This is a genomic window from Nocardiopsis sp. iso_237 (assembly GCF_056173345.1).
The window spans coordinates 5,365,404-5,387,576 of record NZ_CM149669.1; the positions used below are offsets into that span (position 1 = coordinate 5,365,404).

The 22,173-nt window shown below is 72.8% G+C and carries 19 protein-coding genes; 12 read left to right on the forward strand and 7 right to left on the reverse strand.

Features of this window, described 5'->3' with window-relative positions; all coding sequences use genetic code 11:
• Positions 1-214: 214 nt before the first annotated feature.
• From AC0VYM_RS24200 to AC0VYM_RS24220, 5 genes are all read left to right on the forward strand, one after another.
• A complete protein-coding gene (locus AC0VYM_RS24200; RefSeq protein WP_475455872.1) occupies positions 215-1,660 on the forward strand; it encodes a cytochrome ubiquinol oxidase subunit I in 1,446 nt (481 codons plus the stop codon).
• 12 nt (positions 1,661-1,672) lie between these two features.
• Entirely contained in the window at positions 1,673-2,716 is a 1,044-nt protein-coding gene (gene cydB / locus AC0VYM_RS24205) for a cytochrome d ubiquinol oxidase subunit II (protein WP_475455873.1), read from the forward strand.
• Positions 2,717-2,903: 187 nt separating this feature from the next.
• Positions 2,904-4,649: a thiol reductant ABC exporter subunit CydD gene (gene cydD, locus AC0VYM_RS24210; RefSeq protein ID WP_475455875.1), complete on the forward strand. Its 1,746-nt coding sequence runs from the start codon at positions 2,904-2,906 to the stop codon at positions 4,647-4,649.
• Complete coding sequence (gene cydC / locus AC0VYM_RS24215; RefSeq protein ID WP_475455877.1) at positions 4,646-6,406, forward strand: thiol reductant ABC exporter subunit CydC; 1,761 nt, start codon at positions 4,646-4,648, stop codon at positions 6,404-6,406. Before cydD ends, cydC begins: the two co-directional genes overlap by 4 nt.
• A 211-nt stretch (positions 6,407-6,617) precedes the next feature.
• Positions 6,618-7,436, forward strand: a complete 819-nt coding sequence (locus AC0VYM_RS24220; RefSeq protein WP_475455879.1) for an EI24 domain-containing protein — start codon at positions 6,618-6,620, stop codon at positions 7,434-7,436.
• Between the two features lie 97 nt (positions 7,437-7,533).
• On the opposite strand, the gene AC0VYM_RS24225 is transcribed toward AC0VYM_RS24220, so the two are convergent.
• The 4 genes from AC0VYM_RS24225 to AC0VYM_RS24240 are packed head-to-tail and all read right to left on the reverse strand — an operon-like array spanning position 7,534 to position 11,838.
• On the reverse strand, positions 7,534-8,658 hold the full coding sequence (locus AC0VYM_RS24225; RefSeq protein ID WP_475455881.1) for a D-alanine--D-alanine ligase family protein: 1,125 nt from the start codon (positions 8,656-8,658) through the stop codon (positions 7,534-7,536).
• Between the two features lie 59 nt (positions 8,659-8,717).
• On the reverse strand, positions 8,718-9,935 hold the full coding sequence (locus tag AC0VYM_RS24230; RefSeq protein ID WP_475455883.1) for a trans-sulfuration enzyme family protein: 1,218 nt from the start codon (positions 9,933-9,935) through the stop codon (positions 8,718-8,720).
• A gap of 11 nt (positions 9,936-9,946) precedes the next feature.
• On the reverse strand, positions 9,947-11,011 hold the full coding sequence (locus AC0VYM_RS24235) for an NAD(P)H-dependent glycerol-3-phosphate dehydrogenase (protein ID WP_475455885.1): 1,065 nt from the start codon (positions 11,009-11,011) through the stop codon (positions 9,947-9,949).
• Complete coding sequence (locus AC0VYM_RS24240; RefSeq protein ID WP_475455887.1) at positions 11,008-11,838, reverse strand: lysophospholipid acyltransferase family protein; 831 nt, start codon at positions 11,836-11,838, stop codon at positions 11,008-11,010. The genes AC0VYM_RS24235 and AC0VYM_RS24240 overlap by 4 nt, the downstream gene beginning before the upstream one ends.
• A 238-nt stretch (positions 11,839-12,076) precedes the next feature.
• Here AC0VYM_RS24240 and cofC point away from each other — a divergent pair, with 238 nt between their 5' ends.
• On the forward strand, positions 12,077-12,739 hold the full coding sequence (cofC, locus tag AC0VYM_RS24245; protein WP_475463199.1) for a 2-phospho-L-lactate guanylyltransferase: 663 nt from the start codon (positions 12,077-12,079) through the stop codon (positions 12,737-12,739).
• Between the two features lie 135 nt (positions 12,740-12,874).
• On the opposite strand, the gene AC0VYM_RS24250 is transcribed toward cofC, so the two are convergent.
• The 3 genes from AC0VYM_RS24250 to leuC form a co-directional block, all read right to left on the reverse strand.
• Complete coding sequence (locus AC0VYM_RS24250; RefSeq protein ID WP_014910144.1) at positions 12,875-13,156, reverse strand: HU family DNA-binding protein; 282 nt, start codon at positions 13,154-13,156, stop codon at positions 12,875-12,877.
• A gap of 349 nt (positions 13,157-13,505) precedes the next feature.
• Positions 13,506-14,102 carry a 3-isopropylmalate dehydratase small subunit gene (gene leuD / locus AC0VYM_RS24255; protein ID WP_475455889.1) on the reverse strand — a complete coding sequence of 199 codons (597 nt, stop codon included), beginning with the start codon at positions 14,100-14,102 and terminating at the stop codon, positions 13,506-13,508.
• A 28-nt stretch (positions 14,103-14,130) separates the two neighbouring features.
• Complete coding sequence (gene leuC / locus AC0VYM_RS24260) at positions 14,131-15,537, reverse strand: 3-isopropylmalate dehydratase large subunit (protein WP_475455891.1); 1,407 nt, start codon at positions 15,535-15,537, stop codon at positions 14,131-14,133.
• A 179-nt stretch (positions 15,538-15,716) separates the two neighbouring features.
• On the opposite strand from leuC, the gene AC0VYM_RS24265 reads away from it, so the two are divergent.
• The 6 genes from AC0VYM_RS24265 (at position 15,717) to AC0VYM_RS24290 (ending at position 22,152) form a co-directional block, all read left to right on the forward strand.
• A complete protein-coding gene (locus AC0VYM_RS24265; RefSeq protein WP_017545921.1) occupies positions 15,717-16,403 on the forward strand; it encodes an IclR family transcriptional regulator in 687 nt (228 codons plus the stop codon).
• A gap of 230 nt (positions 16,404-16,633) precedes the next feature.
• The gene (locus AC0VYM_RS24270) at positions 16,634-17,509 is read left to right on the forward strand and encodes a M24 family metallopeptidase (RefSeq protein ID WP_475455893.1); all 876 of its coding nucleotides are present in this window, start codon (positions 16,634-16,636) and stop codon (positions 17,507-17,509) included.
• Entirely contained in the window at positions 17,506-19,239 is a 1,734-nt protein-coding gene (locus AC0VYM_RS24275) for an SDR family oxidoreductase (protein ID WP_475455895.1), read from the forward strand. The genes AC0VYM_RS24270 and AC0VYM_RS24275 overlap by 4 nt, the downstream gene beginning before the upstream one ends.
• A gap of 40 nt (positions 19,240-19,279) precedes the next feature.
• The gene (locus AC0VYM_RS24280) at positions 19,280-20,239 is read left to right on the forward strand and encodes a metal-dependent hydrolase (RefSeq protein WP_475455897.1); all 960 of its coding nucleotides are present in this window, start codon (positions 19,280-19,282) and stop codon (positions 20,237-20,239) included.
• Between the two features lie 131 nt (positions 20,240-20,370).
• Entirely contained in the window at positions 20,371-21,378 is a 1,008-nt protein-coding gene (locus tag AC0VYM_RS24285) for a PDR/VanB family oxidoreductase (RefSeq protein WP_475463201.1), read from the forward strand.
• 171 nt (positions 21,379-21,549) lie between these two features.
• On the forward strand, positions 21,550-22,152 hold the full coding sequence (locus tag AC0VYM_RS24290; RefSeq protein ID WP_475455899.1) for a TetR/AcrR family transcriptional regulator: 603 nt from the start codon (positions 21,550-21,552) through the stop codon (positions 22,150-22,152).
• Positions 22,153-22,173 lie beyond the last annotated feature (21 nt).

Below are 22,173 nucleotides of genomic sequence, written 5' to 3' on the forward strand. Positions count from 1 at the left end.
CCGGCCGGACGCCCGGGCGGGCAAAGACACGGCAGTACGACGGCGCGCCCCCGAAACGGGGGCGCGCCGTCGTGTTACCCAGGGGCGTTCCGGGGGCGCCCGCCCGCCTGCCGATCCCGACGTGTCCGGTCTCTCAGGGGGGTGCCCCCACATACGACAAGCAGTAGCACTACAGTTCGTAGTACTACCGGCGGTCGGTAACTGGGAGGCGGGCATGGAAGCACTAGACCTGGCGAGGTGGCAGTTCGGCGTCACCACGATCTACCACTTCCTCTTCGTCCCCCTGACGATCGGGCTGTCGTTCATCGTGGCCGTGCTCCAGACCTTCTGGTACCGCACCGGAAGGCACGAGTACCTCCAGGCCACCCAGTTCTTCGGCAAGCTGTTCCTGATCAACTTCGCCATGGGCGTGGTCACCGGGATCGTGCAGGAGTTCCAGTTCGGCATGAACTGGAGCGAGTACTCGCGCTTCGTCGGGGACGTCTTCGGGGCGCCCCTGGCGATGGAGGCCCTCCTCGCCTTCTTCCTGGAGTCCACCTTCATCGGACTGTGGATCTTCGGCTGGCACCGGCTCCCGCGCGGACTCCACCTGGCCTGTATCTGGATGGTCGCGATCGGCACGAACCTGTCGGCGTACTTCATCCTGGCCGCCAACGCCTGGATGCGCCGCCCGGTCGGCTACGAGATCAACCCGGAGAACGGCCGCGCCGAGCTCAACGACATCTGGGCCGTGCTCAGCAACGACCAGGCCTGGTCCACGTACCTGCACACCGTCTCGGCCGCCTTCGTCACCGCCGGACTCTTCGTCGTCGCGGTCAGCGCCTTCAAGCTGTGGCGCAACACCCGGCACGGCGACACCGGCGAGGTCGGCGTCACCCCGCCCAAGCGGGACTTCGCGCTCTTCCGCTCCACCCTGAAGGTCGGCCTGGTCTTCACCCTCCTGGCCGGGGCGCTCACGTTCGTCTCCGGCGACCACCAGGCCAAGCTCGCCGCCGAGTACGAACCCATGAAGCTCGCCGCCGCCGAGGCCCTGTGGGAGACCGAGGAGGGCGCGCCCTTCTCCACGTTCGCGGTCGGGGACACCGAGGCGCGGTACAACCCGATCGACGTCGGCGTCCCCAACATCCTGAGCTTCCTGGCCACCGGGCACTTCGACGGCGAGGTGCACGGGATGAACAATCTCCAGGAGGCCTACGAGGAGTTCTACGGCCCGGGCGACTACATCCCCAACGTGTTCGTCGTGTACTGGGCCTTCCGCCTCATGATGGGCTTCGGGATGTTCGGGGTGGCCGTGGCCGCGCTCGGGCTGTGGCTCACACGGGGACGGGAGCGGCTGCCGAGGACGAGGTGGTTCTACTACGCCGCGATCGCCGCGCTGCCCGCCGCGCTGCTCGCCAACATCTTCGGGTGGGTGCTCACCGAGATGGGCCGCCAGCCCTGGACCGTCCACGGCGAACTGCTCACCGCGAACAGCGTCTCCCCCGGGGTCAGCCTCGGGACGGTCGCCATGAGCCTGGGCATCTTCACCGCCGTGTACGGGCTGCTGTTCGTCATCGAGGCGGGCCTGCTGTGGAAGTACGTCAAGAAGGGCCCCTCACACCTCGTCCCGGATCTGGAGAACGACGAGGACGAGTCCCAGATCCCCCACTTCAGCTACTAGGAGCCAACGACCATGGAACTGGCCGTCATCTGGTTCGTCGCCATCGCCGTCCTGTGGATCGGGTACTTCGTCCTGGAGGGATTCGACTTCGGGGTCGGCACCCTGCTGCCCTTCATGGGCAAGCGCAACTCCGTGGACCGCCGGGTCACCATCAACTCCATCGGCCCGGTCTGGGACGCCAACGAGGTGTGGCTGCTCACGGCGGGCGGAGCCATGTTCGCCGCCTTCCCCGCCTGGTACGCGTCCCTGTTCAGCGGGTTCTACGTGCCGCTGTTCCTCATCCTCATCGCGCTCATCCTGCGCGGCGTGGCCTTCGAGTACCGGGGCAAGCGCGACGACCCCCGCTGGCAGGACTGGTGGGACCGGGCGATCTTCTTCGGCAGCTCCGTCCCCGCGTTCCTGTGGGGCGTGGCCTTCGCCAACATCGTCCGGGGCGTGGCGATGGACTCCGACCACATCGTGACCGCGTCCCTGCTCGACCTGCTCAACCCGTACGCCCTGCTCGGCGGGGTGACCACCCTGTCGCTGTTCACCCTGCACGGCGCCGTCTTCCTGACCCTCAAGACCGACGGTCCGGTCCGGGTCCGCGCCCGCCGGGCCACGCTGATCGCCGCCTGCGTGGCGGTCCCCGCGGGAGCCGGGTTCCTGCTGTGGACCCAGTTCGCCCACGGCAAGCCGTGGACGCTGCCGCTCGTGCTGGTCGCCGCCCTGGCCCTGGTGGCCGGTGTGGTCGCGGCCTGGTACCGGCGCGAGGGTTGGTCGTTCGTGGCCACGGCGGTGACCATCCTCGCCGCCGTGACCGCGCTGTTCGGGTCGCTGTTCCCCGACGTGCTCCCGTCCACCACCGACGCGGCGTTCAGCCTCACCGTCGAGAACGCCTCCTCCGCCGACTACACGCTCACCGTGATGTCGTGGGTGGCCCTGGTGTTCCTGCCGCTGGTCATCGGCTACCAGTCCTGGAGCTACTGGGTGTTCCGCAAGCGGGTCACCGGCGAACAGGTCAGCATGTCCGCCCCCGCCACCACCGGCGGGGGCGGCCCGGACCAGGCCGCCTGAACCGGCCGCGGTCCGTGTCCCCGTACCCTCCGCCTCCCGCGTCGCCCCGGGACGCGGAGGGTACGGCACCGCCGGAGGCCTCCCTGGATACTGGGACCGGACCGCACCGTGCCCCGTGTCCCCGACACATCCGCCCCACCGGCCCCACCGCCCCGGCCGGGCTCCGACGCCACGAGGTTCCACGCAGATGAAACCGCTCGATCCACGACTGGTGCGCACCGCGGGCGCGGTCCGGACCCACCTGGCCGTCACCGTCGTCAGCGGAGTGCTGATCACCGGCCTGATCCTCGCCCAGGCCTGGCTGCTCGCCCGGGTCGTCACCGGGGCCTGGGCCGGGGAGGGACTGGACGCCCTGGGCTGGATGATCGCCTCGGTGGCCGCCATCGCCGTCGTCCGCGCCCTGCTGTCCTACCTCGCGGAGGCCTCCGCGCTGCACAGCGCCGCCCGCACCAAGTCGCAGCTGCGGCGCCAGCTGGTCGCCCACGTCACCGGTTCGGGCAAGGTGTGGCTGGCCGAGGGCGGCGACCGGGAGGACGGGTCGCCCCGGGCCGGGGAACTCGTCACCCTGGCCACCCGGGGCCTGGACGCCCTCGACGAGTACTTCTCCCGCTACCTGCCCCAGCTCGTCCTGGCCTGCATCGTGCCGTTCGCGGTGCTGGCCGTCGTGTTCTGGGCGGACTGGATCTCCGGGATCGTCATCCTGGTGACGCTGCCGCTCATCCCGATCTTCATGGCCTTGATCGGCATGCACACCCAGCAGCGCACCGAACGCCAGTGGCGGCTGCTGAGCCGGTTGGGCGGGCACTTCCTCGACGTGGTGGAGGGGCTGCCGACCCTGGCGGTGTTCCGCCGCGCCAAGGCGCAGGCGGCGATCATCCGGAAGGTCGGGGAGGACCACCGGGCCGCGACCATGGGGACGCTGCGGATCGCGTTCCTGTCGGCCTTCGCACTGGAGCTCCTGGCGACCCTGGCGGTGGCGCTGGTCGCCGTCGAGGTGGGGCTGCGCCTACTGGGCGGGCACATGGACTACCAGACCGCCCTCCTGGTCCTGATCCTCGCGCCCGAGGCCTACCTGCCGCTGCGCGAGGTGGGCGCCCGCTTCCACGCGAGCATGGAGGGCGTGGCCGCCGCCGACCAGGTCTTCACCGAACTGGACCGCAGGCGCGGGACGCGGGCTCCGGCCGGGGACGGCGAGGAGCGGCCCGCCCCGGCTCCGACCGGCGTCGCCGCCCCCGCCGCCGCGGGCGACATCCGCTTCGAGGGGGTGGGCCTGCTCTACCCGGGCCGCGACGTGCCCGCCCTGGCCGGGCTGGACCTGACCGTCCGCTCCGGCGAACACCTGCTGCTCACCGGCCCCAGCGGTTCGGGCAAGACCACCCTGCTGTCCCTCCTGCTCCGGCTCGGGGAACCCACCGAGGGGCGGATCAGCGTGCGGGCGCCGGGGGGCGAGTGGACCCCGATGGACGACGTGCCCGCCGACGACTGGCGGCTCGGCGTCGCCTGGGTCCCCCAGCACCCCTACCTGTTCGACGTCTCCGTCGCCGACAACATCCGTCTGGGCGCGCCCGACGCCGACATGGAGCGGGTGCGGGAGGCGGCCCGGCTGGCCGAGGCCGACGCGTTCGTGTCCGCGCTCCCCGAGGGGTACGGGACCCTGCTGGGTGAGCGGGGCGCGCGCCTGTCCGCCGGGCAGCGGCAGCGGATCGCCCTGGCCCGGGCGCTGTGCCGGGACGCGCCGCTGGTCCTGCTGGACGAGCCCACCGCACACCTGGACCCCGAGAACGCCCGGGCGGTACGCACCGCCGTGGCCCGCCTGCTGGAGGGGCGCACCGCCGTGATCGTCGCCCACGACACCGGATGGGCCGAGTCCGAGCTCGGCGCGCGCCTCCGGACCGCCGCACTCCCACTGCTCACCCAGGAGGCCCGCCGATGAGCTCCGAGACGGCCCCGCTGGTCGACGAGCGGGAACGGCGCCGGGACCCGCTGCGCCGGATGATCGGCCTGGCCCGGCCCAGGAGCGCGCGGTTCGCGCTGGGCGTGCTGCTCGGCGCCGCCGCCACCGGGTCGGGTGTGGCCCTGCTGGGCGTGGCCGCGTGGATGCTGGCGACCGCCGCCGACCATCCGTCCATCACCGCGCTGAGCGTGGCCGTGGTCGCCACCCGGGCGCTGGGGGTGAGCAAGGGCGTGACCCGCTACCTGGAGCGGCTGGTCACCCACGACGCCGCGTTCCGGACCCTGGCCGAGGTGCGGGTCCGGGTGTACGAGCGGCTGGCCCGGACCGAACCGTTCGGCCGCTTCCGCTCCGGCGACCTGGTGTCGCGCCTGGTCAACGACACCGAGGCCACTCTCGACCTGCTGGTGCGCGGCCTGACCCCGCCGCTGGTGTCGGTGGTCACCGGTGGCGCGACGGTGCTGTTCCTGACCGTGGTGTACGTCCCCGGGGGCCTGCTGCTCGCCGCGGGTCTGCTGTTGGCCGGGCTCGCGGTGCCGCTGGCCGCCGCCGCGTTGGGGCGCGGCCCCGGGCGGCGGGAGGCCCGGGCTCGGGGCCGACTCTCCACAGCCCTTGTGGACACCCTCCAGGGCGCTCCGGACCTGGTCGCCTACGGGGCCATGGAGCGTCAGGTGGCCCGGGTGAACGAGGCGGACGCGGAGCTCACGCGGGTGGCCCGGCGGGACGCGGCCACCCTCGGGCTGAGCGCCGGGGCCACCGCCCTCATCACCGGGCTGACCGTGTGGGGCGCGCTGTTCCTGGGCGTGCTCGCCGTGGAGGACGGGGCGATCGGCCCGACCGCGCTGGCGGTGCTGGTGCTGACCACGCTGGCCGCCTTCGAGATCGTCGCCCCGCTGCCCGCCGTCGCGGCGCGGCTGGGCTCGATCCGCGCCAGTGGTGAGCGGCTGTTCGGTGTCCTGGACACGCCGCCCGGGGTCGCGCCGCCCGCGAGGGAGGGCCTGGAGATCGACCCGGACGCCGACGCCACCGTGCGGATCCGCGACCTGCGCGTGCGGTACGGCCCCGAGGAACCGTGGGCGCTGGACGGGGTGGACCTGGAGATCCCCGCCGGGCAGACGGTGGCGGTGGTCGGTCCGAGCGGCGCGGGCAAGAGCACGCTCGCCTCGGTCCTGCTGCGCTTCCGGGACCCGGACGGCGGCCGCGTGGAGATCGGCGGGGTGGACATCACCGACTACCCGGCCGACGAGGTCCGCCGGGTGGTGTCCGGGGTGCCGCAGGACCCGCACGTGTTCGCGTCCACGCTGCGGGAGAACCTGCGGCTGGCGCGCCCGGGGGCCGGGGACGACGAGCTGTGGGCGGCGCTGGGCGCGGTGCGTCTGGCCGGTGAGGTCGAGGCGATGCCCAAGGGTCTGGACACCCAGGTGGGTTCGCACGGCATGGGGCTGAGCGGCGGGATGCGGCAGCGGCTGGCGCTGGCCCGCGCGGTACTGGCCGCGCCGCGCGTGCTGGTGTTGGACGAGCCGACCGCGCACCTGGACCCGGACACCCGGGACGCGGTGGTGGCCGACCTGCTCGACGCCGCCGAGGGGTTCTCGACCCTGCTCATCACCCACGACCTCACCGGGCTGGACCGGGTGGACCGCGTCATCGTGGTCCGCGACGGCCGGGTGATCCAGTCCGGGACACACGCGGAGCTGATGGAGCAGCCGGGCTGGTACCGCGCCGTAGGCGTCCATTGAGGGTGGCGGCGGGCGACGGGCGGGCGGTACCGCGCCGTAGGCGTCCATTGAGGGCGGTGGGGGGCGACGGGCGGGCGGTACCGCGCCGTAGGCGTCCATTGAGGGCGGTGGGGGGCGACGGGCGGGCGGTACCGCGCCGTAGGCGTCCGTTGAGGCTGGCGGCGGCGGGCCACGGGTGGAACCGGTCCGTCCCGGGCGCTAGTGTTCGCCCGTGAATCCCGTACGTGAGGTCTTCGGTGGTTTCGGTGTTCTGCTGCGCGGTCTGGCGATCGTGCTGCGCCGACCACGCCTGTTCCTGTTGGGCGCGCTGCCCGCACTCGTCACGTCCCTGCTGTTCCTGGCGGCGCTGATCGCGCTCGCGGTGAACCTGGAGGGCCTGGTGGCGTGGGCGACGCCGTTCGCCCGGGAGTGGGACACCGCCTGGCAGGGGCTGGTGCGCGGCGCCCTGTCCGTGGGTCTGCTCGCCGGAGCGGTCCTGGTCATGGTGGTGGCGTTCACGACCGTCACCCTGGCCCTGGGCGCGCCGGTCTACGACAAGATCGCGGAGCTGGTCGAGCAGGAGCTGGGCGGAGCGCCCGAGGCCCAGGACGAGTCCCTGGCCGCCGGGCTGGCCCGCTCGATCCGCCAGTCCGTGGGGATCGTGCTGGTCTCCCTCGTGGTGACCGTCTGCGCGTTCCTGCTGGGGCTCGTCCCCCTGCTCGGCTGGATGATCGGACCGGTCCTGACCGCCGTGATGGGCGGCTGGCTGCTGTGCATCGAACTCACGGCCAGCGCCTTCGACCGCCGCGGCCTACTGCGCGTCCGCGACCGGCGCCGCTTCATGGGGACCCGGCGCTGGCGTGCGCTGGGGTTCGCGGTCCCCACGTACTTCCTGCTGGCGATCCCGTTCGTCGCCGTGGCGGTGTTCCCGGCGGCGACCGCCGGCGGCACCATCCTGGCGCGCGAGCTGCTGCCCGAGACGCCCCAGGACCCGCGAACTCCCACGGACCCCGACCCGGCCCCACCCCAGGCGCCGCAGGGGCCCCAGTAGCCGCCTCAGCCCTCCGTGGCACCCCTGAATCACCCCCGGACACGCGAGGGGGCGGACGACCCCAGGTCGCCCGCCCCCTCCCCTCGTTCCCGTGCGGTCAGCGCAGACCGGGGTCACGGCGCAGCGCCGTGGTGATCATGCGCTCGACGAGCGCCGCGTAGTCCAGGCCGGTGGCGCCCCACATCTGCGGGAAGGCCGACGACGGCGTGAAGCCGGGCATCGTGTTGAGCTCGTTGACGAGGATCCGGCCGTCCTCGGTGTAGAAGAAGTCCACCCGGGCCAGGCCCTCGCAACCCATGGCCTCGAAGACGTCGGCTGCCATCGCGCGCAGGCGGGCGACGGCCTCCTCCGGGATCTCGGCGGGGATGGTCAGGCCGCTCGTGGACAGGTACTTGGCCTCGAAGTCGTAGAAGTCGAAGCCCTCGGCCACGTGCACCTCGGCGGGGAACGAGACGTCGGGGGTGCCGCCGTCCTCGGACTCCAGCACGCCGCACTCGATCTCGCGGCCGATGACCTGCGCCTCGACCAGCACCTTGGGGTCGTGCTCGCGGGCGGCCTCGACGGCCGCGACCACGGCGTCGGTGTCCGAGGAGTCCTTCACCTTGCTGATGCCGACGCTGCTCCCGGCGCGGGCGGGCTTGACGAACACCGTCCGGCCCAGCTCCGCGACGTCGTCCAGGACCTTCTTGCGCTCGGTCCGCCAGGTGCGCTCGGTGATCGCCACGTAGTCGCTGGTGGGGATGGAGTTGCCGACCAGCAGGGCCTTCATGAAGACCTTGTCCATGGCGGCGGCGCTGGAGAAGACCCCGGCGCCCGCGTAACGCACGCCCATCATCTCGAAGAGGCCCTGGATGGTGCCGTCCTCACCGAACGGACCGTGCAGCAGCGGCAGGACCACGTCGACCTCGGCCAGCCGCCGCGTGCCCTCGTCGGGGCTGACGGTCATGAGCTGGCCCGCCACGTCGAAGGGCAGCGCGATCTCGACGCCCTCCTCCGAGACGGTCGGCAGGGCCTTGGTCGCCGCGTCGATGCGCAGGCTCTCGGGGTCGCCCGAGGTCAGGACCCAGTTGCCGGTGGGCGTGATCCCCACCGGGACGACCTCGTATCGGTCCTGGTCGATGACGGACAGGACGCTGCCCGCCGTGACGCAGGAGATCTCGTGCTCGGAACTACGACCGCCGAAGACGACGGCGACCCGAATCTTGCGCTGCTCGGACGACATGCTGCCTGACCCTATCTCGCCTGCTGATGAATCCGGTACGGGTGAAAAGCACCCGTGTGTCACTTGCCCCCGTCGAGCGCCGCGAGGGCGTCCCCGATGAGGTCCCGGGGGTCCTCCAGGCCGATGGAGAACCGGACCGCGCCCGGGGAGACGCCGGCGGCGGTCAGCTCGGCCTCGCTCATGTTCCGGTGCGAGGTCGACGCCACGTGCCCGGCCAGCGTGTGGGTGCCGCCGAGCGAGGCCGCGATGGTGGCCACCTCCAGGCGGTCCGCGAAGGCCATGCCCTCGGCCCGGCCGCCGCGCGGGTGCACGGTGACCACTGCACCGTGGCGGCCCTCGTCGAAGAGCCTGCCCGCGAGCGCGTGCCCGGGGTGCGAGGGCAGCGACGGGTGGTCGACCCGCTCCACCTGAGGGTGCCCCTCCAGGGCCAGTGCGAAGGCCGCGGCGGTCGCGCACTGGCGCTCGACCCGCAGCGGCAGGGTCTCCAGCCCCCGGTGCAGCAGGTAGGCCTCGTCCGGGGCCAGACACGGTCCGAGGTCGATCCGGGCCGAGCGGACGCGGTCGATCAGGGCGGGCGCGGCCACCGCCACGCCGCCGGTGGTGTCGCTGTGCCCGCCCAGGTACTTGGTGGCCGAGTGCACGACGACGTCCGCGCCGAACTCCAGCGGGCGGCAGACCGCCGGGGAGGCGAACGTGGAGTCCACCACCAGGGCGGCGCCCGCCGCACGCGCGATCCGCGCCAGCCCGGGGAGGTCGGAGACGGTCATCGCCGGGTTGGACAGCGTCTCGGTGAACACCACCCGGGTCTCGGGGGTGACCGCCGCGGCCACGGCGTCGAGGTCGGTGATGTCCACGAAGTCCGTGCGCACGCCGAACCGGCGCATCAGCCGGTCCAGCAGCGAGTACGTGTTGCCGTAGATCGAACGGGAGGCCACCACGTGCGCGCCAGCCTCGGTGAGGGCGAGCAGCACGGTGCTGATGGCCGCCATGCCGGAGGCGAAGGCCTGGCCGCGCACCCGGTCCGGGAGCCCCGCGCCCTCCAGCGCCGCGACCGCGTCCGCGAAGGCGTCCACGGTGGGGCTGTCGATGCGGGCGTAGGAGTAGCCGTCGCGCGTACCGGCCAGGACGTCCGCGAACCCCTGCGAGGTGTCGAACGCGTAGGTGGTGGCGCGGTGGACGGGCATCCGCATGGGGCGTTCGGAGGGCACCGGGGCCGCCGGGGCCCGGACCGCCCGCGTGTGCTCCCCCGCGCTCCCGGAACCGGGTGTGTGTGTCATCGTGCTCGCTCTCAGACCCCGTAGCGCTCGGGCTTGGTGCTGCGTGACATGAACGCCAGCAGCGCCTGGGCCGGACTCATGTCGTGGTGCATCATCTTGACGACGGACTCGGTGATGGGCATGTCGACCCCGTGGGTCCACCCGAGTTCGAGGATCGACTCGGAGGACTTGACCCCCTCGGCGGTCTGCCTCGTCTCCGCGACGACCTGTTCGAGGGTCTTGCCCGCGCCCAGTTTCTCACCGAAGGTCCGGTTCCGCGACAGCGGGGACGAGCATGTCGCCACGAGGTCACCCATCCCGGCCAGCCCGGACAGGGTGTGCTCGTCCGCGCCGAGGGTGACCGCGAGCCGGGTGGTCTCGGCCAGGCCCCGGGTGATCAGCGACGCCTTGGTGTTGTCGCCGAAGCCCATGCCCTCCGCGACGCCGACCGCCAGGCCGATCACGTTCTTCATCGCGCCGCCGATCTCCACGCCCACCAGGTCGGTGCTGGTGTAGGGGCGGAAGTACGCGGACTTGAAGAGCCCCTGGAGGTGGACGGCGGTCTCCTCGTGCGGGCAGGCCACCACGGCGGTGGCGGGCTGGTGCTCGATGATCTCCCGGGCCAGGTTGGGGCCGGACACCACGGCGATCCGTTCCCGGGGCAGGCCCAGGACCTCACCGACGACCTGGCTCATCCGCATGAGGGTGCCGAGCTCGACGCCCTTCATGAGGCTGACGACCACCGCGTCCTCCGCGATGTGCGCGCGCCAGGCGGCCAGGTTCTCCCGCAGCGTCTGCGAGGGGACGGCCAGGACCACGACCCGGGCGCCGGTCAGCGCCTCGGCCGGGTCGGTGGTGGCGCGCAGTCCCCCGTTGAGCGTGACCCCCGGGAAGTAGTCCGGGTTCTCCGAGGACTCGTTGATCGCGGCGACCACCTCGGCCCGGCGACCCCACAGGACCACCTCGGCCACGGGGCCCTCACCGTTCTTGCGCGCCAGGTCCGCCGCGTCCGCGACGATGTTGGCGAACGTGGTCCCCCAGGACCCGCTGCCCAGAACCGCGACCTTCACGTTCTCAGCGCTCATCTGGTCGGTCATGCCCCCGTGCTGTTCTTCCCGTTGTCAGTGTCGGCGCCCGCGTCCCCGGCGCCCCCCGTGTCGTCCGCGGCCTCCCCGCGCTCCGCGCGCCGGGTCTCGGCCTCCTGCTGGCGGGCCTTCCGGTAGTCGAAGGGCTCGGCGGGCGGCTGCTCACCGCGGATACCGGCCTGGAGGGCGGTGATGTCGGCCATGATCGCCCTGGTGGCCCCGTCGAGGACGGTCGCGGTGAGCGGCTGGTCCCGGAACTCGGACAGGTCCACCGGCGGACCGGCGCTGAACTGGATCCGCTTGCGCGGGGGCAGCAGCCGCGGCTTCTTCTCGCCGTAGGGGAGGATGTTCTGCTCGCCCCAGTGCGCGACCGGGACGACCGGGACACCGGTGGTCAGGGCCAGCCGGGCCACGCCGTTCTTGGCGGTCATCGGCCACAGCTCGGGGTCGCGGGTGCAGGTGCCCTCCGGGTAGAAGATCACCGACGAGCCGTCCTGGACCAGCGCCTTCTCGGCCTCGCCCAGCGCCTTGACCGCGTCGGAGCTGCCGCGCCTGATCGGGATCTGGCCGGTGCTCCTGGCCACCGAGCGGACCACGGGGATCTTCATGACCCCGTCCTTCATGGTGAAGGTCGGCCAGCGGCGGGCACCGATGTAGAGGAAGTGCGCGACGGTCAGGGGGTCGGTCACCGACAGGTGGTTGGCGGCGATGATCACCCCGCCCTGGGCGGGCACGTTCTCGGTGCCCTTCCACTCGGGCTTGGTCACGAACCACAGGACGAACCGGACGATGCGGGACACGACCCACTTGACCCATCGCGATTCTCGTTGCTTGGCCACGGGGGACTCCTCACTTCTCGCTCCCGGCCCGGTCCGGACCACGGAAGCTCAACCGACTCAGTCTAGGACGTGTACCGAAGTTCCGGGTGACGCCGTCACCGGCCCGGACGGACACGCCCAGGGCGCCCGCGCCGCGCCGTACCCCGAAGGCCTACCCTCGTCACTGTCGTGGCCGTATCGACGTCCCGGGGGAACCGTGACCGGCTTTGGAGAGCGTGACGGGGCCTCGCACCTCGGAGTGCGCTGGTCCCTGATCGTCCCAGTGAAGCACCTCGGTCTGGCCAAGACACGACTGGCCCGGGCCGCCGGGGACCTGCGGGAGGAGCTGGCGCTCGCGATCGCCTGCGACACGGTGGCCGCCGCCCTGGCGTGCGAGGCGACGGCGGCGGTGTTCGCCGTCACCGGGGACTCCCGTGCGCGCGCCGAACTGACGGAGCTGGGCGCGGCGGTGGTCGGCGGTGAACCGGGCGGCGGACTGAACCCCGCCCTGGAGCACGGGGCCCGGGTCGCGGCGGGGAGGCTCCCGGGGTTCGGCGTGTGCGCCCTCTCGGCCGACCTGCCCGCGCTGCGCCCGGAGGAGCTGGAGCTGGTCCTGGCGGCCGCCTCGGCCCACGGACGGTCGTTCCTGGCCGACACGCCCCGCGTGGGGACCACCCTGCTCGCCGTGGCGCCCGGTGGACCGCTGGCCCCGGCCTTCGAGGGGGCCTCACGCGCCCGCCACCTGGCCGGTGGGGCACGGGAGCTGCTGATCCCCGGTGTGGGGTCCGTCCGGCGGGACGTGGACACCCCGGAGGACCTGGCGGCCGTCTCGGAGATGGGCGTGGGGCCCCGGACGCGTGCGCTGCTGGAGCGCCTCCCGACCGTCCCACCGGACCGGACGCGCGGGCGGGCCCGGTCCTGAGGCCCATGCCCCGGTGGCGCGGGGCACGGGGCGCCTCCTGGTGGCGGCGTCCCGGGCCGACCCCGGACAGCACTCCGCCCGGGCCCCTGATGGGAACCCGGGCGGGTGCGTCCTGACCGCCTGGTGGCGGTGAGGCTACTTCTTGTCGCCGTTGACGAGCGCCTTGAAGTCAGCGCCAGCGCGGAACTTCGGAACGAAGCTCGCGGGGACGTTGATCGTGGCACCCGTGGCGGGGTTGCGGGCGGTACGAGCCGCACGCTCGGACTTCTCGAAAACGCCGAAGCCCGTGATGGCGACCTTGTCGCCCGACGCCACGGTGGCCTGAATGGTCTCAAGCACAGCGTTGACCGCTTCGGTCGCGGTCTTCTTGTCTCCGAGACGGTCGGAGATCGCGTCGATCAGGTCACGCTTGTTCATAAGGTTCCTCCGGTTCCCCCTTGCTCGCACGAAATTAGGGGAAGCAGAGGCCCTTACACAAATACAAACGCCCACGGGCAAGGCGTGTCGGGCCCCTTCCGACCTGCGAGGTCACCCTCCGCGACGGTTGGGGAGCAAGGGACGGGGGTGGTGAACCAGCCCCTTTTGCCCCCTTCTGTGGGCCTCAAAAGCCTACGTATAACCGGATTCCGGGCTCCGGCCGCGCCGCGCTTAAGGACACAAAGACCGTAAGCGAGCGCTCACGTCAAGTAAAGGTAAAATTATTCGGGACCGGGGGTGCGCTGAGTCACAGCGACCCCCGATCCCGTGTCGGAGAGGCGTTCCGAAGCTAGAGCGTGACCGGCTTCCAGGGCTCCCTCGTGGTCTCGAACGCACCGATCTCGTCCGTGTGACGGAGCGTCAGGGCGATGTCGTCCAGACCCTCCAGCAGACGCCAGCGGGTGTAGTCGTCGAGCTCGAAGGGCTCCCGCACGTCCGCTCCCGGAGCGCGCACCTCGCGGGCCACCAGGTCCACGGTCACCTCCGTGGCGGGGTCGGCCTCGACGGCCGCCCACAGCCGGTCGATGACCTCCTGCGGCAGCAGGACGGTCAGCAGGCCGCCCTTGAGCGAGTTGCCCCGGAAGATGTCCGCGAAGCGCGAGGACAGCACGGTCCTGAAGCCGTAGTCCTGGAGCGCCCACACGGCGTGCTCACGGGAGGAGCCGGTACCGAAGTCCGGCCCGGCCACCAGGACGGACGCGCCCTCGTACTCGGGGCGGTTGAGCACGAAGTCCGGGTCGGACTTGCGCCACTCCGCGAACAGGCCGTCCTCGAACCCCGTGCGGCTGACCCGCTTGAGGTAGACGGCGGGGATGATCTGGTCGGTGTCGACGTTGCTGGAGCGCAGCGGGACGGCCCGACCGGTGTGGACGTCGAACTTCTCCATGGGAGGACTCTCCTGACGGGGTCGGGGACTACTGCGGGTCCAGGTCGGCGGGCGAGGACAGGGTGCCGCGCACGGCGGTGGCGGCGGCGACCTGCGGCGACACGAGGTGGGTGCGACCGCCCCGGCCCTGGCGTCCCTCGAAGTTGCGGTTGGAGGTGGAGGCGCTGCGCTCGCCCGGCTTGAGCTGGTCCGGGTTCATGCCGAGGCACATCGAGCAGCCCGCCTCGCGCCACTCGGCGCCCGCGTCCAGGAAGACCTGTCCCAGGCCCTCCTCGTTGGCCTGCTCCTTGACCCGCATGGAACCGGGCACCACGAGCATCCGGACGCCGTCCGCGACCCTGCGGCCGCGCACGATCTCCGCGGCGGCGCGCAGGTCCTCGATCCGGCCGTTGGTGCAGGAGCCGAGGAAGACCGTGTCCACGCTCACCTCGCGCATCGGCGTCCCGGGGCTCAGGTCCATGTACCTGAGGGCCTTCTCGGCGGAGGCGCGCGCGGAGGGGTCCTCGTAGGACGCGGGGTCGGGCACCTCGGCGTCCAGGGGAACGCCCTGGCCCGGGTTGGTGCCCCAGGTGACGAACGGGCTGAGCTCGTCGGCGTCCAGGACCACCTCGGCGTCGAACTCGGCGCCCTCGTCGGTGCGCAGGCTCTTCCAGTGCTCGACGGCGGCGTCGAAGTCCGCACCCTGGGGCGCGTGCGGGCGACCCTGGACGTAGTCGAAGGTGGTCTGGTCCGGGGCGATCATCCCGGCGCGGGCGCCCGCCTCGATGGACATGTTGCACACCGTCATACGGGCCTCCATGGACAGGGCCTCGATGGCCTCGCCCCGGTACTCGATGACGTAGCCCTGGCCGCCGCCGGTGCCGATCTTCGCGATCACGGCGAGGATGATGTCCTTGGCGGACACCCCGGGCCGGAGCGTGCCGTTGACGGTGACGGCCATGGTCCTGAACGGCTGCATCGGCAGGGTCTGGGTGGCCAGGACGTGCTCGACCTGGCTGGTGCCGATACCGAAGGCCAGGGCCCCGAACGCGCCGTGGGTGCTGGTGTGGCTGTCGCCGCAGACCACGGTCATGCCGGGCTGGGTGAGGCCGAGCTGGGGGCCGACCACGTGCACGACGCCCTGGTCGATGTCGCCCATGGGGTGCAGGCGCACTCCGAAGTCGGAGCAGTTCTTGCGCAGGGTCTCGACCTGCTTGCGGGAGACCGGGTCCGCGATGGGGGCCAGGAGGTCCATCGTCGGGACGTTGTGGTCCTCGGTGGCGATGGTCAGGTCCGGGCGGCGCACGCCGCGACCCGCCAGGCGCAGGCCCTCGAAGGCCTGCGGGCTGGTCACCTCGTGGACGAGGTGGAGGTCGATGTAGAGCAGGTCCGGCTCGCCGTCGGCACGCCGGACGACGTGCTCCTCCCAGACCTTCTCGGCCATCGTGCGTGCCATGGGCGATCGCCCCTCTCGTGTGTCGCGTCTCGTGCTCGCCTCGTCACGGGGTGCTTCGCCAGGGCCGCTGGCCTCGCGCACGGATGTGCGGCCGACTTGCATTCCATATTTCGAGACGGCAATATCAAGCCATGGACAACTCTAGCTCATCCAGCGGTGTCGGTGTCCTGGACAAGACGATGTCCGTCCTCGACGCCCTGGAGTCGGGGCCCGCGTCGCTGGCCCAGCTGGTCCAGATCACCGGTCTGGCCCGCCCCACCGCCCACCGTCTCGCCGTCGCCCTGGAACGGCACCGCATGGTCACCAGGGACAGCCAGGGCAGGTTCGTGCTCGGGCCGCGCCTGGGAGAGCTGTCGATCGCCACCGGCGAGGACCGCCTGCTCGCCGTGGCCGCGCCGGTCCTGGTCCAGCTGCGCGACCTGACCGGCGAGAGCGCCCAGCTCTACCGCCGCCAGGGCGACCTGCGCGTGTGCGTGGCCGCCTCCGAACGCAGCAGCGGCCTGCGCGACACCGTCCCGGTCGGCAGCGAGCTGCCCATGAACGCCGGTTCGGCCGCCCAGGTCCTGCTCGCCTGGGAGGACTCCGACCGCATCCGCCGCTCGCTCGTGGGTGCCCGCTTCACCGCCGCCAGCCTCGCCCAGGTGCGGCGCCGCCGCTGGGCCCAGAGCGTCGCGGAACGCGAGCAGGGCGTGGCCTCGGTCTCCGCCCCGGTGTCCGGGCCCGGGGGGCGCGTGATCGCGGCGGTGTCCGTCTCCGGCCCCATAGAGCGCCTGACCCGCTCCCCCGGCCGCATCCACTCGCAGGCCGTGGTGTCGGCCGCCGAGAAGATCAGCGAGTCGCTGCACACCTACGAGGGCTCGCACTAGGCAGCGCCCCGACCACCGCACCATCCCGGACCGGACCCCGCCCGATCCCCTCCCCCGTACACAGGAACGCGCCCGTGGCCGCGTCCGCCGAACCCCGGCGGGCGCGGCCGCCGTCGTTCCCGGACCCGTCCGCCCGGGGCCGCGCAGGGCCGCCGCGGGTCAGCGACGGACCGCGCGAAAGTCCGGCCCCGCCCCTGGACTCTTATTGACACTCTGTCTAACATGACGGAATGTCTCACAAGAACGTGACCGGGAACACAGCCTCCCGGGCCGAGCTCGACGCCTTCCGTGAGCTGCAACAGCTCGCCTACCAGGCCGCCAGCGACGTGGCTGCCGCCCTCGAACCCGGTGTGACCGAACGCGAGGCCGCCCGGCGCATCCGCCAGAACCTGGAGGCGCGCGGCGTCCAGGACTGGTTCCACACCCCCTTCGCCTGGTTCGGGGACCGCACCGCCTTCCGGAACTTCCGCGTGCCGCTCCAGTTCTTCCCGACCGGACGCCGACTGGAGGAGGGCATGCCCTTCATCCTCGACTGCGCCCCCGTCCGGAACGGCTTCGTCACGGACATCGGCTACTCCGGCTACCTCGGTGAGAACCCCCTGCACGACCTCCTCATGGACGACCTGCGCGCGCACCGGGACCTGATCGTCGAGCGGGTCGGCGCGGGCGACACCCTCCAGGACGTCTACCGCGCCGTGGACGCCCTCATCCGCGAACAGGGCTACGACAACCGGCACCGGGTCTATCCCGGTCGCGTCATCGCCCACCAGGTGGGCAGGGTCGAGTCCCGGCTGCCCCGGGCGATCGTCGCGGGGTTCGGCGTCCGCTCCCTCCAGACCCTGGTCGGTGACCTCGTCGTCGAACGCCTGCACCACCGCTCCCCCCTGTGGGCGGACGGCGACATCTCCGCGCACCCCGCCACCCCCGGCATGTGGGCGGTCGAACCCCACATCGGCTTCCGCGACATCGGGGTGAAGTTCGAGGAGATCCTCGTCGTCACCGAGGACGGCGCCCACTGGCTCGACGACGACCTGCCGCACGTCCGCCGCTGGGCCCGGACGTCCCCCGACCCCGCCGCGACCAGCGAGGAGACCGTGACCGTATGAGCACCCGACCGCACCACCGCGTCACCACCACCGACGGCCAGCGCCTGGCCGTCTACTCCGCCGGGGACCCCGCCCTCCCCACCCTCGTGCTGGTCCACGGCTACCCGGACAACGCCGCCGTCTGGGACGCCCTCGTGGCCGACCTGGCCGCCGACCACCACGTCGTCACCTACGACGTCCGGGGAGCCGGGCGCTCCACCGCCCCCGACGACCGCTCCGGCTACCTCCTGGACCAGCTCGCGGACGACCTGCGCTCCGTGGTCGACTCCGTCAGCCCCGACCACCCCGTGCACCTGGTCGCCCACGACTGGGGCTCCATCCAGACCTGGCACGCCGTCACCGAGCCCCGGCACGCCCACCGCTTCGCGTCCTTCACCTCGATCTCCGGCCCCGACCTCGACCACGCGGGCCACTGGCTCCGCGAGGCCCCCGACGGCGTCCGCAACGTGCTGCGCCAGGCCGTGCGCTCCAGCTACATCGGGTTCTTCGGCACCCCCGGGCTGCCCGAGGCCGCCTGGCTGAGCGGGATCGGCGGACTGGCCCTGGCCGGTCTGGAACGCGTCGGCGGCGGCCCCCGCGTGCCCGCCCACCGCGCCACCCGCGACTACCTCAACGGGCTGGCCCTCTACCGCGCCAACATGCTCCGCCGCTTCACCCGCCCCACCGAACGCCGCACCAGCGTGCCGGTGCAGGCCCTGGCCCCCACCCACGACGCGTTCATGGTCGACCAGGTCCAGTCCAACGCGGGACGCTGGGCGGACGACTTCCGGTTCCACCGCTTCCAGGGCGGGCACTGGTCGCTCCGTTCCCGGCCCGCCCCCGTCGCCCGCCGCGTCCGGGCGTTCGTGGCCGAGATCGGGTCCGGGGCGCCGCGCCCGGTCCGCAACCTCACCGCCCAGCAGGCCCGCCGCCACGGCGGCGCGTTCGCCGGCCAGGTCGCCGTGATCACCGGGGCGGGCAGCGGTATCGGGCGCTGTCTCGCCTTCGAGCTGGCCGAGCGCGGCGCGCGCGTCGTCGCGGTCGACGTCAACGGGCCCGCCGCCGAACGGACCGCCGCGCTGTGCTCCCTGGTCACACCCGGCTCCGCCGCCCGGCGCGTGGACGTCACCGACTCCACCGCCATGGACGGGCTCGCCGCGTGGGTGCGCGACGAGTACGGGGTACCCGACATGGTCGTGAACAACGCCGGGATCGGTGTGGCCGGACCCTTCCTGGAGGCCAGCAGGGAGGACCTCGAACAGGTCGTCGACGTCAACCTGTGGGGCGTGGTCAACGGCGTCCGCGCCTTCGCGCCGATGATGGTGGAGGCCGGGGGCGGCGGCCGGATCGTCAACACGGCCTCGGCCGCCTCCTACCTGCCCTCACGCCTGTACGGCGCCTACTCGGCCACCAAGGCGGCGGTCCTCGGTCTGAGCCGTTCCCTGCGCGGTGAGCTCGCGGGCCGGGGGGTGTCCGTCACCGCGGTCTGCCCGGGCCTGATCGACACCGGGATCATCTCCGACGCCCGCCTCTCCGGCATGGGCGAGGTCTCCCGGGCCAAGGAACGGCTCAACCGGCTGTACCGGCTGCGCGGCTACACCCCGGAGAGGGCGGCCCGGCGGATCGCGGACGCCGTCGAGTCCGACCCGGAGATCGTCCCGGTCACCGCCGAGGCCCACATCGGCCTGGCCCTGTCCCGGCTCTCCCCGGCCGCCGTCCGCGCCTACGCCCGCGTGGCCCCACCGTCCTGAGCCGACCCCCGCCCGCACCGACCCCTCACGGAGGCCGCCCATGAGCGGTGACGACGCCCTCACACCCACCACACCCGCCCCGACCGGCGTGGACGAGCCCGACCGGCTCGTGCTGAACGCCCGCGACGTCCGGTTCGACTGGAGCGAACTGGACCTGCACTGGATCCCCGGCGAACCCTTCGCCACCCACGTCATCAACGTCCTCCACCTGCTGTTGCCGGAGGGGGAGCGCTGGTTCGTGGAGGTCTTCAAACAGGCCGTCCCGCACATCACCGACGACGAGCTCCGCGAACAGGTGCTCGGTTTCATCGGCCAGGAGGCCGTGCACGCCGAGGCCCACGCGGGCGTCCTCGACCACATGGACGCGCACGGTCTGGACCCGCGCCCCTACGTGGAACAGATCGCCTGGATGTTCCGGGTGGTGCTCGGAGACCGCGACCTGACCGGCGACCGCGAGTTCGCGTGGCTGCGGACCCGGCTCGCGGTGATCGCCGGGATCGAGCACTACACGGCCGTCCTGGGCCAGTGGGTGCTGGACGCCCGGAAGCTGGACGAGGTCGGCACCGACCCCACCATGCTGGACCTGCTGCGCTGGCACGGAGCGGAGGAGGTGGAGCACCGCGCGGTCGCCTACGACCTGTACGCGCACCTGGACGGCGGCTACCCGCGCCGCGCCCTCGCCATGGGGGTGGCCGCCTTCGCCCTGGCCGCGCTGTGGGTGCGCGGGGTCCGGTTCCTGGTCACCAACGACCCCTACCTCCGAGGCAGGATCGAGGGGCGCAGACCGAGGGCCTCCTGGGCCGTGCGGGACGGAAGACGCGGCCTGATCCCGCACCTGGGCCGTCTGGCCCGCGCCATCCCCGAGTACCTCCGCCGCAGGTACCACCCCTCGCACTACGGCTCCACCAGCCAGGCCGTCGCCTACCTGGCGGTCTCCCCCGCCGCCCGGGCCGCCGACGCCGCGGAGCAGGAGGCGGCACGCGGGGAGGGGGCACAGTGACGGACGGATCCCTCCGGGACGCCGACGACCCGGACCGGGGCGACCGGAGGATCGCGCACAGCGCCGAGTCCTACGCGCACCCGGACTCCCCCGTGTCGCTGTTCGGCCGGGGCGGGGGCCCGGACCGGTTCATGCTGGCCCTGGAGCGCCTGGCCGCTCGGATCGAACCGGTCACCTCGCGCTGGCGCCCCGGCCGACCCCCGCCCGCGCCCACCGGAGACCTGCCGGTGCGGGTCGCCCGGGTGGAGCGCCCCGCCCCGGACGTCGCGGCCCTCACCCTGGCCCCCGCCCGGCCCGGGACGACGCTGCCCCGCTGGCAGCCCGGCCACCACGTGGACGCGGTCCTCGGTGACGGGGTGGTGCGCCAGTACTCCCTGTGCGGAGACCCGGAGGACCGCTCCGCCTACCGGATCGCGGTGCGCCGGATCGAGGGCGGCACGGGTTCGGGCCTGGCGCACGCGCTCACCGAGGGGGACGCGCTCGCACTGCGCGGGCCGCGCAACGCCTTCCCCTTCGCCCGGGCCGAGCGGTACCTCTTCGTGGCGGGCGGCATCGGGATCACCCCGATCCTGCCGATGGTCCGGGCCGCGCACGCCGCCGGCCGCCCGTTCCGGTTCGTCTACACCGGCCGGAGCCGGGAGAGCATGCCCTTCCTGGACGAGCTCCCCGAGCCGTCCGCGAACGCGGACGTGACGGTGCGCCCCGACGACGAGTACGGAGGCCCGGACGCCGACGCGCTCCTGACCGGGATCACCCCGGGCACGGCCGTGTACGTGTGCGGACCGGCCCCGCTGATCGACGCCTCGCGGAGACGGGTGCCCCCGGGCACGCCGTTCTTCTCCGAACGCTTCTCGCCGCCGCCCGTCGTGGACGGCCGCCGCTTCGAGGTGCGCCTGGGCCGGTCCGGACCGGTGGTGGCCGTGGCGGAGGACGAGTCCGCGCTGGACGCGGTGCTCCGGGCCCGCCCGGAGACCGCCTACTCCTGCCGTCAGGGCTTCTGCGGCACCTGCAGGGTGGGGCTGCTGTCCGGGACGCCCGACAACCGGGACCGGCCCACCGGCGGGTCCCCTCGCGGCGCGGAGTTCGCCCTGTGCGTCTCCCGCGCCGACGAGGGCGAGCGGCTGGTGCTCGACCTGTGAGGGGGTTCCGGGGGCGGTAGTTTCGAGGAGCACCCCGACGACGGGCGGGGGCGAAGGGCTCGGGAGGTAGCGGCAGCGGTGGTGTCCCACAGGACCGACCGTCACCAGGCGCGGGTGACGGGTTCGGCGGCCCCGGTCCACGGACCCGGGACCGGGCGGCGGCCACGCCGCATGGCGCCGCACGAACGCCGGGAGGACCTGATCCGGACGGCGCTGCGCGTGTTCGCGCGGCGCCCGCCCGGCGACGTCACCCCGGAGGAGATCGCCGAGGAGGCCGACGTCTCCCGGGCCCTGGTCTACCGCTACTTCCCCAACATGGCCGAGCTGCGGCGGGCCGCGCTGGAACAGGCGATGTCCGAGCTCATGTCGCGGCTGGCCCCGCCGGACGACCTCCCCCCGGCGGAACAGCTGCGGGCGGCCCTGCGCACCTTCGTTGACTTCGCGGACTCCTACGCCCCCTCCTACGCCGCCCTGCTCAACGGCGGATCGGTGGTCTCCACGGAGGAGACCGAGGCCCAGATCGACCGCGTCCGCGACGGCGTGCGCGCGCTGATCCTGGAACGGGTCGGTGTCACCGACCCCTCGCCCCTGTTGCTGTTGGCGCTGCGCTGCTGGGTGTCGGCGGTGGAGACCGCGGTGATGTCCTGGCTGCGGGAACGGCAGATGTCCCGTGACGAGCTCGCGGACTGGCTCCTCGACCAGCTGACGGCCATGCTGCTCGCCGCCGGGGGCCCCGGGGAGGAACGGGAGCTCCTGGCCGCCCACACGGGCTGAGCGGCGACGGGCCCGCCCGTC

Bases quoted from the DNA above. Each gene is read 5' to 3' on its own strand.
- AC0VYM_RS24200 (WP_475455872.1), top strand. From the start codon at position 215: ATGGAAGCACTAGACCTGGCGAGGTGGCAGTTCGGCGTCACCACGATC.
- cydB (WP_475455873.1), top strand. From the start codon at position 1,673: ATGGAACTGGCCGTCATCTGGTTCGTCGCCATCGCCGTCCTGTGGATC.
- cydD (WP_475455875.1), top strand. From the start codon at position 2,904: ATGAAACCGCTCGATCCACGACTGGTGCGCACCGCGGGCGCGGTCCGG.
- cydC (WP_475455877.1), top strand. From the start codon at position 4,646: ATGAGCTCCGAGACGGCCCCGCTGGTCGACGAGCGGGAACGGCGCCGG.
- AC0VYM_RS24225 (WP_475455881.1), bottom strand. From the start codon at position 8,658: ATGTCGTCCGAGCAGCGCAAGATTCGGGTCGCCGTCGTCTTCGGCGGT.
- AC0VYM_RS24230 (WP_475455883.1), bottom strand. From the start codon at position 9,935: ATGACACACACACCCGGTTCCGGGAGCGCGGGGGAGCACACGCGGGCG.
- AC0VYM_RS24235 (WP_475455885.1), bottom strand. From the start codon at position 11,011: ATGACCGACCAGATGAGCGCTGAGAACGTGAAGGTCGCGGTTCTGGGC.
- AC0VYM_RS24250 (WP_014910144.1), bottom strand. From the start codon at position 13,156: ATGAACAAGCGTGACCTGATCGACGCGATCTCCGACCGTCTCGGAGAC.
- leuD (WP_475455889.1), bottom strand. From the start codon at position 14,102: ATGGAGAAGTTCGACGTCCACACCGGTCGGGCCGTCCCGCTGCGCTCC.
- leuC (WP_475455891.1), bottom strand. From the start codon at position 15,537: ATGGCACGCACGATGGCCGAGAAGGTCTGGGAGGAGCACGTCGTCCGG.
- AC0VYM_RS24265 (WP_017545921.1), top strand. From the start codon at position 15,717: ATGTCCGTCCTCGACGCCCTGGAGTCGGGGCCCGCGTCGCTGGCCCAG.
- AC0VYM_RS24270 (WP_475455893.1), top strand. From the start codon at position 16,634: ATGTCTCACAAGAACGTGACCGGGAACACAGCCTCCCGGGCCGAGCTC.
- AC0VYM_RS24275 (WP_475455895.1), top strand. From the start codon at position 17,506: ATGAGCACCCGACCGCACCACCGCGTCACCACCACCGACGGCCAGCGC.
- AC0VYM_RS24280 (WP_475455897.1), top strand. From the start codon at position 19,280: ATGAGCGGTGACGACGCCCTCACACCCACCACACCCGCCCCGACCGGC.
- AC0VYM_RS24285 (WP_475463201.1), top strand. From the start codon at position 20,371: ATGCTGGCCCTGGAGCGCCTGGCCGCTCGGATCGAACCGGTCACCTCG.
- AC0VYM_RS24290 (WP_475455899.1), top strand. From the start codon at position 21,550: ATGGCGCCGCACGAACGCCGGGAGGACCTGATCCGGACGGCGCTGCGC.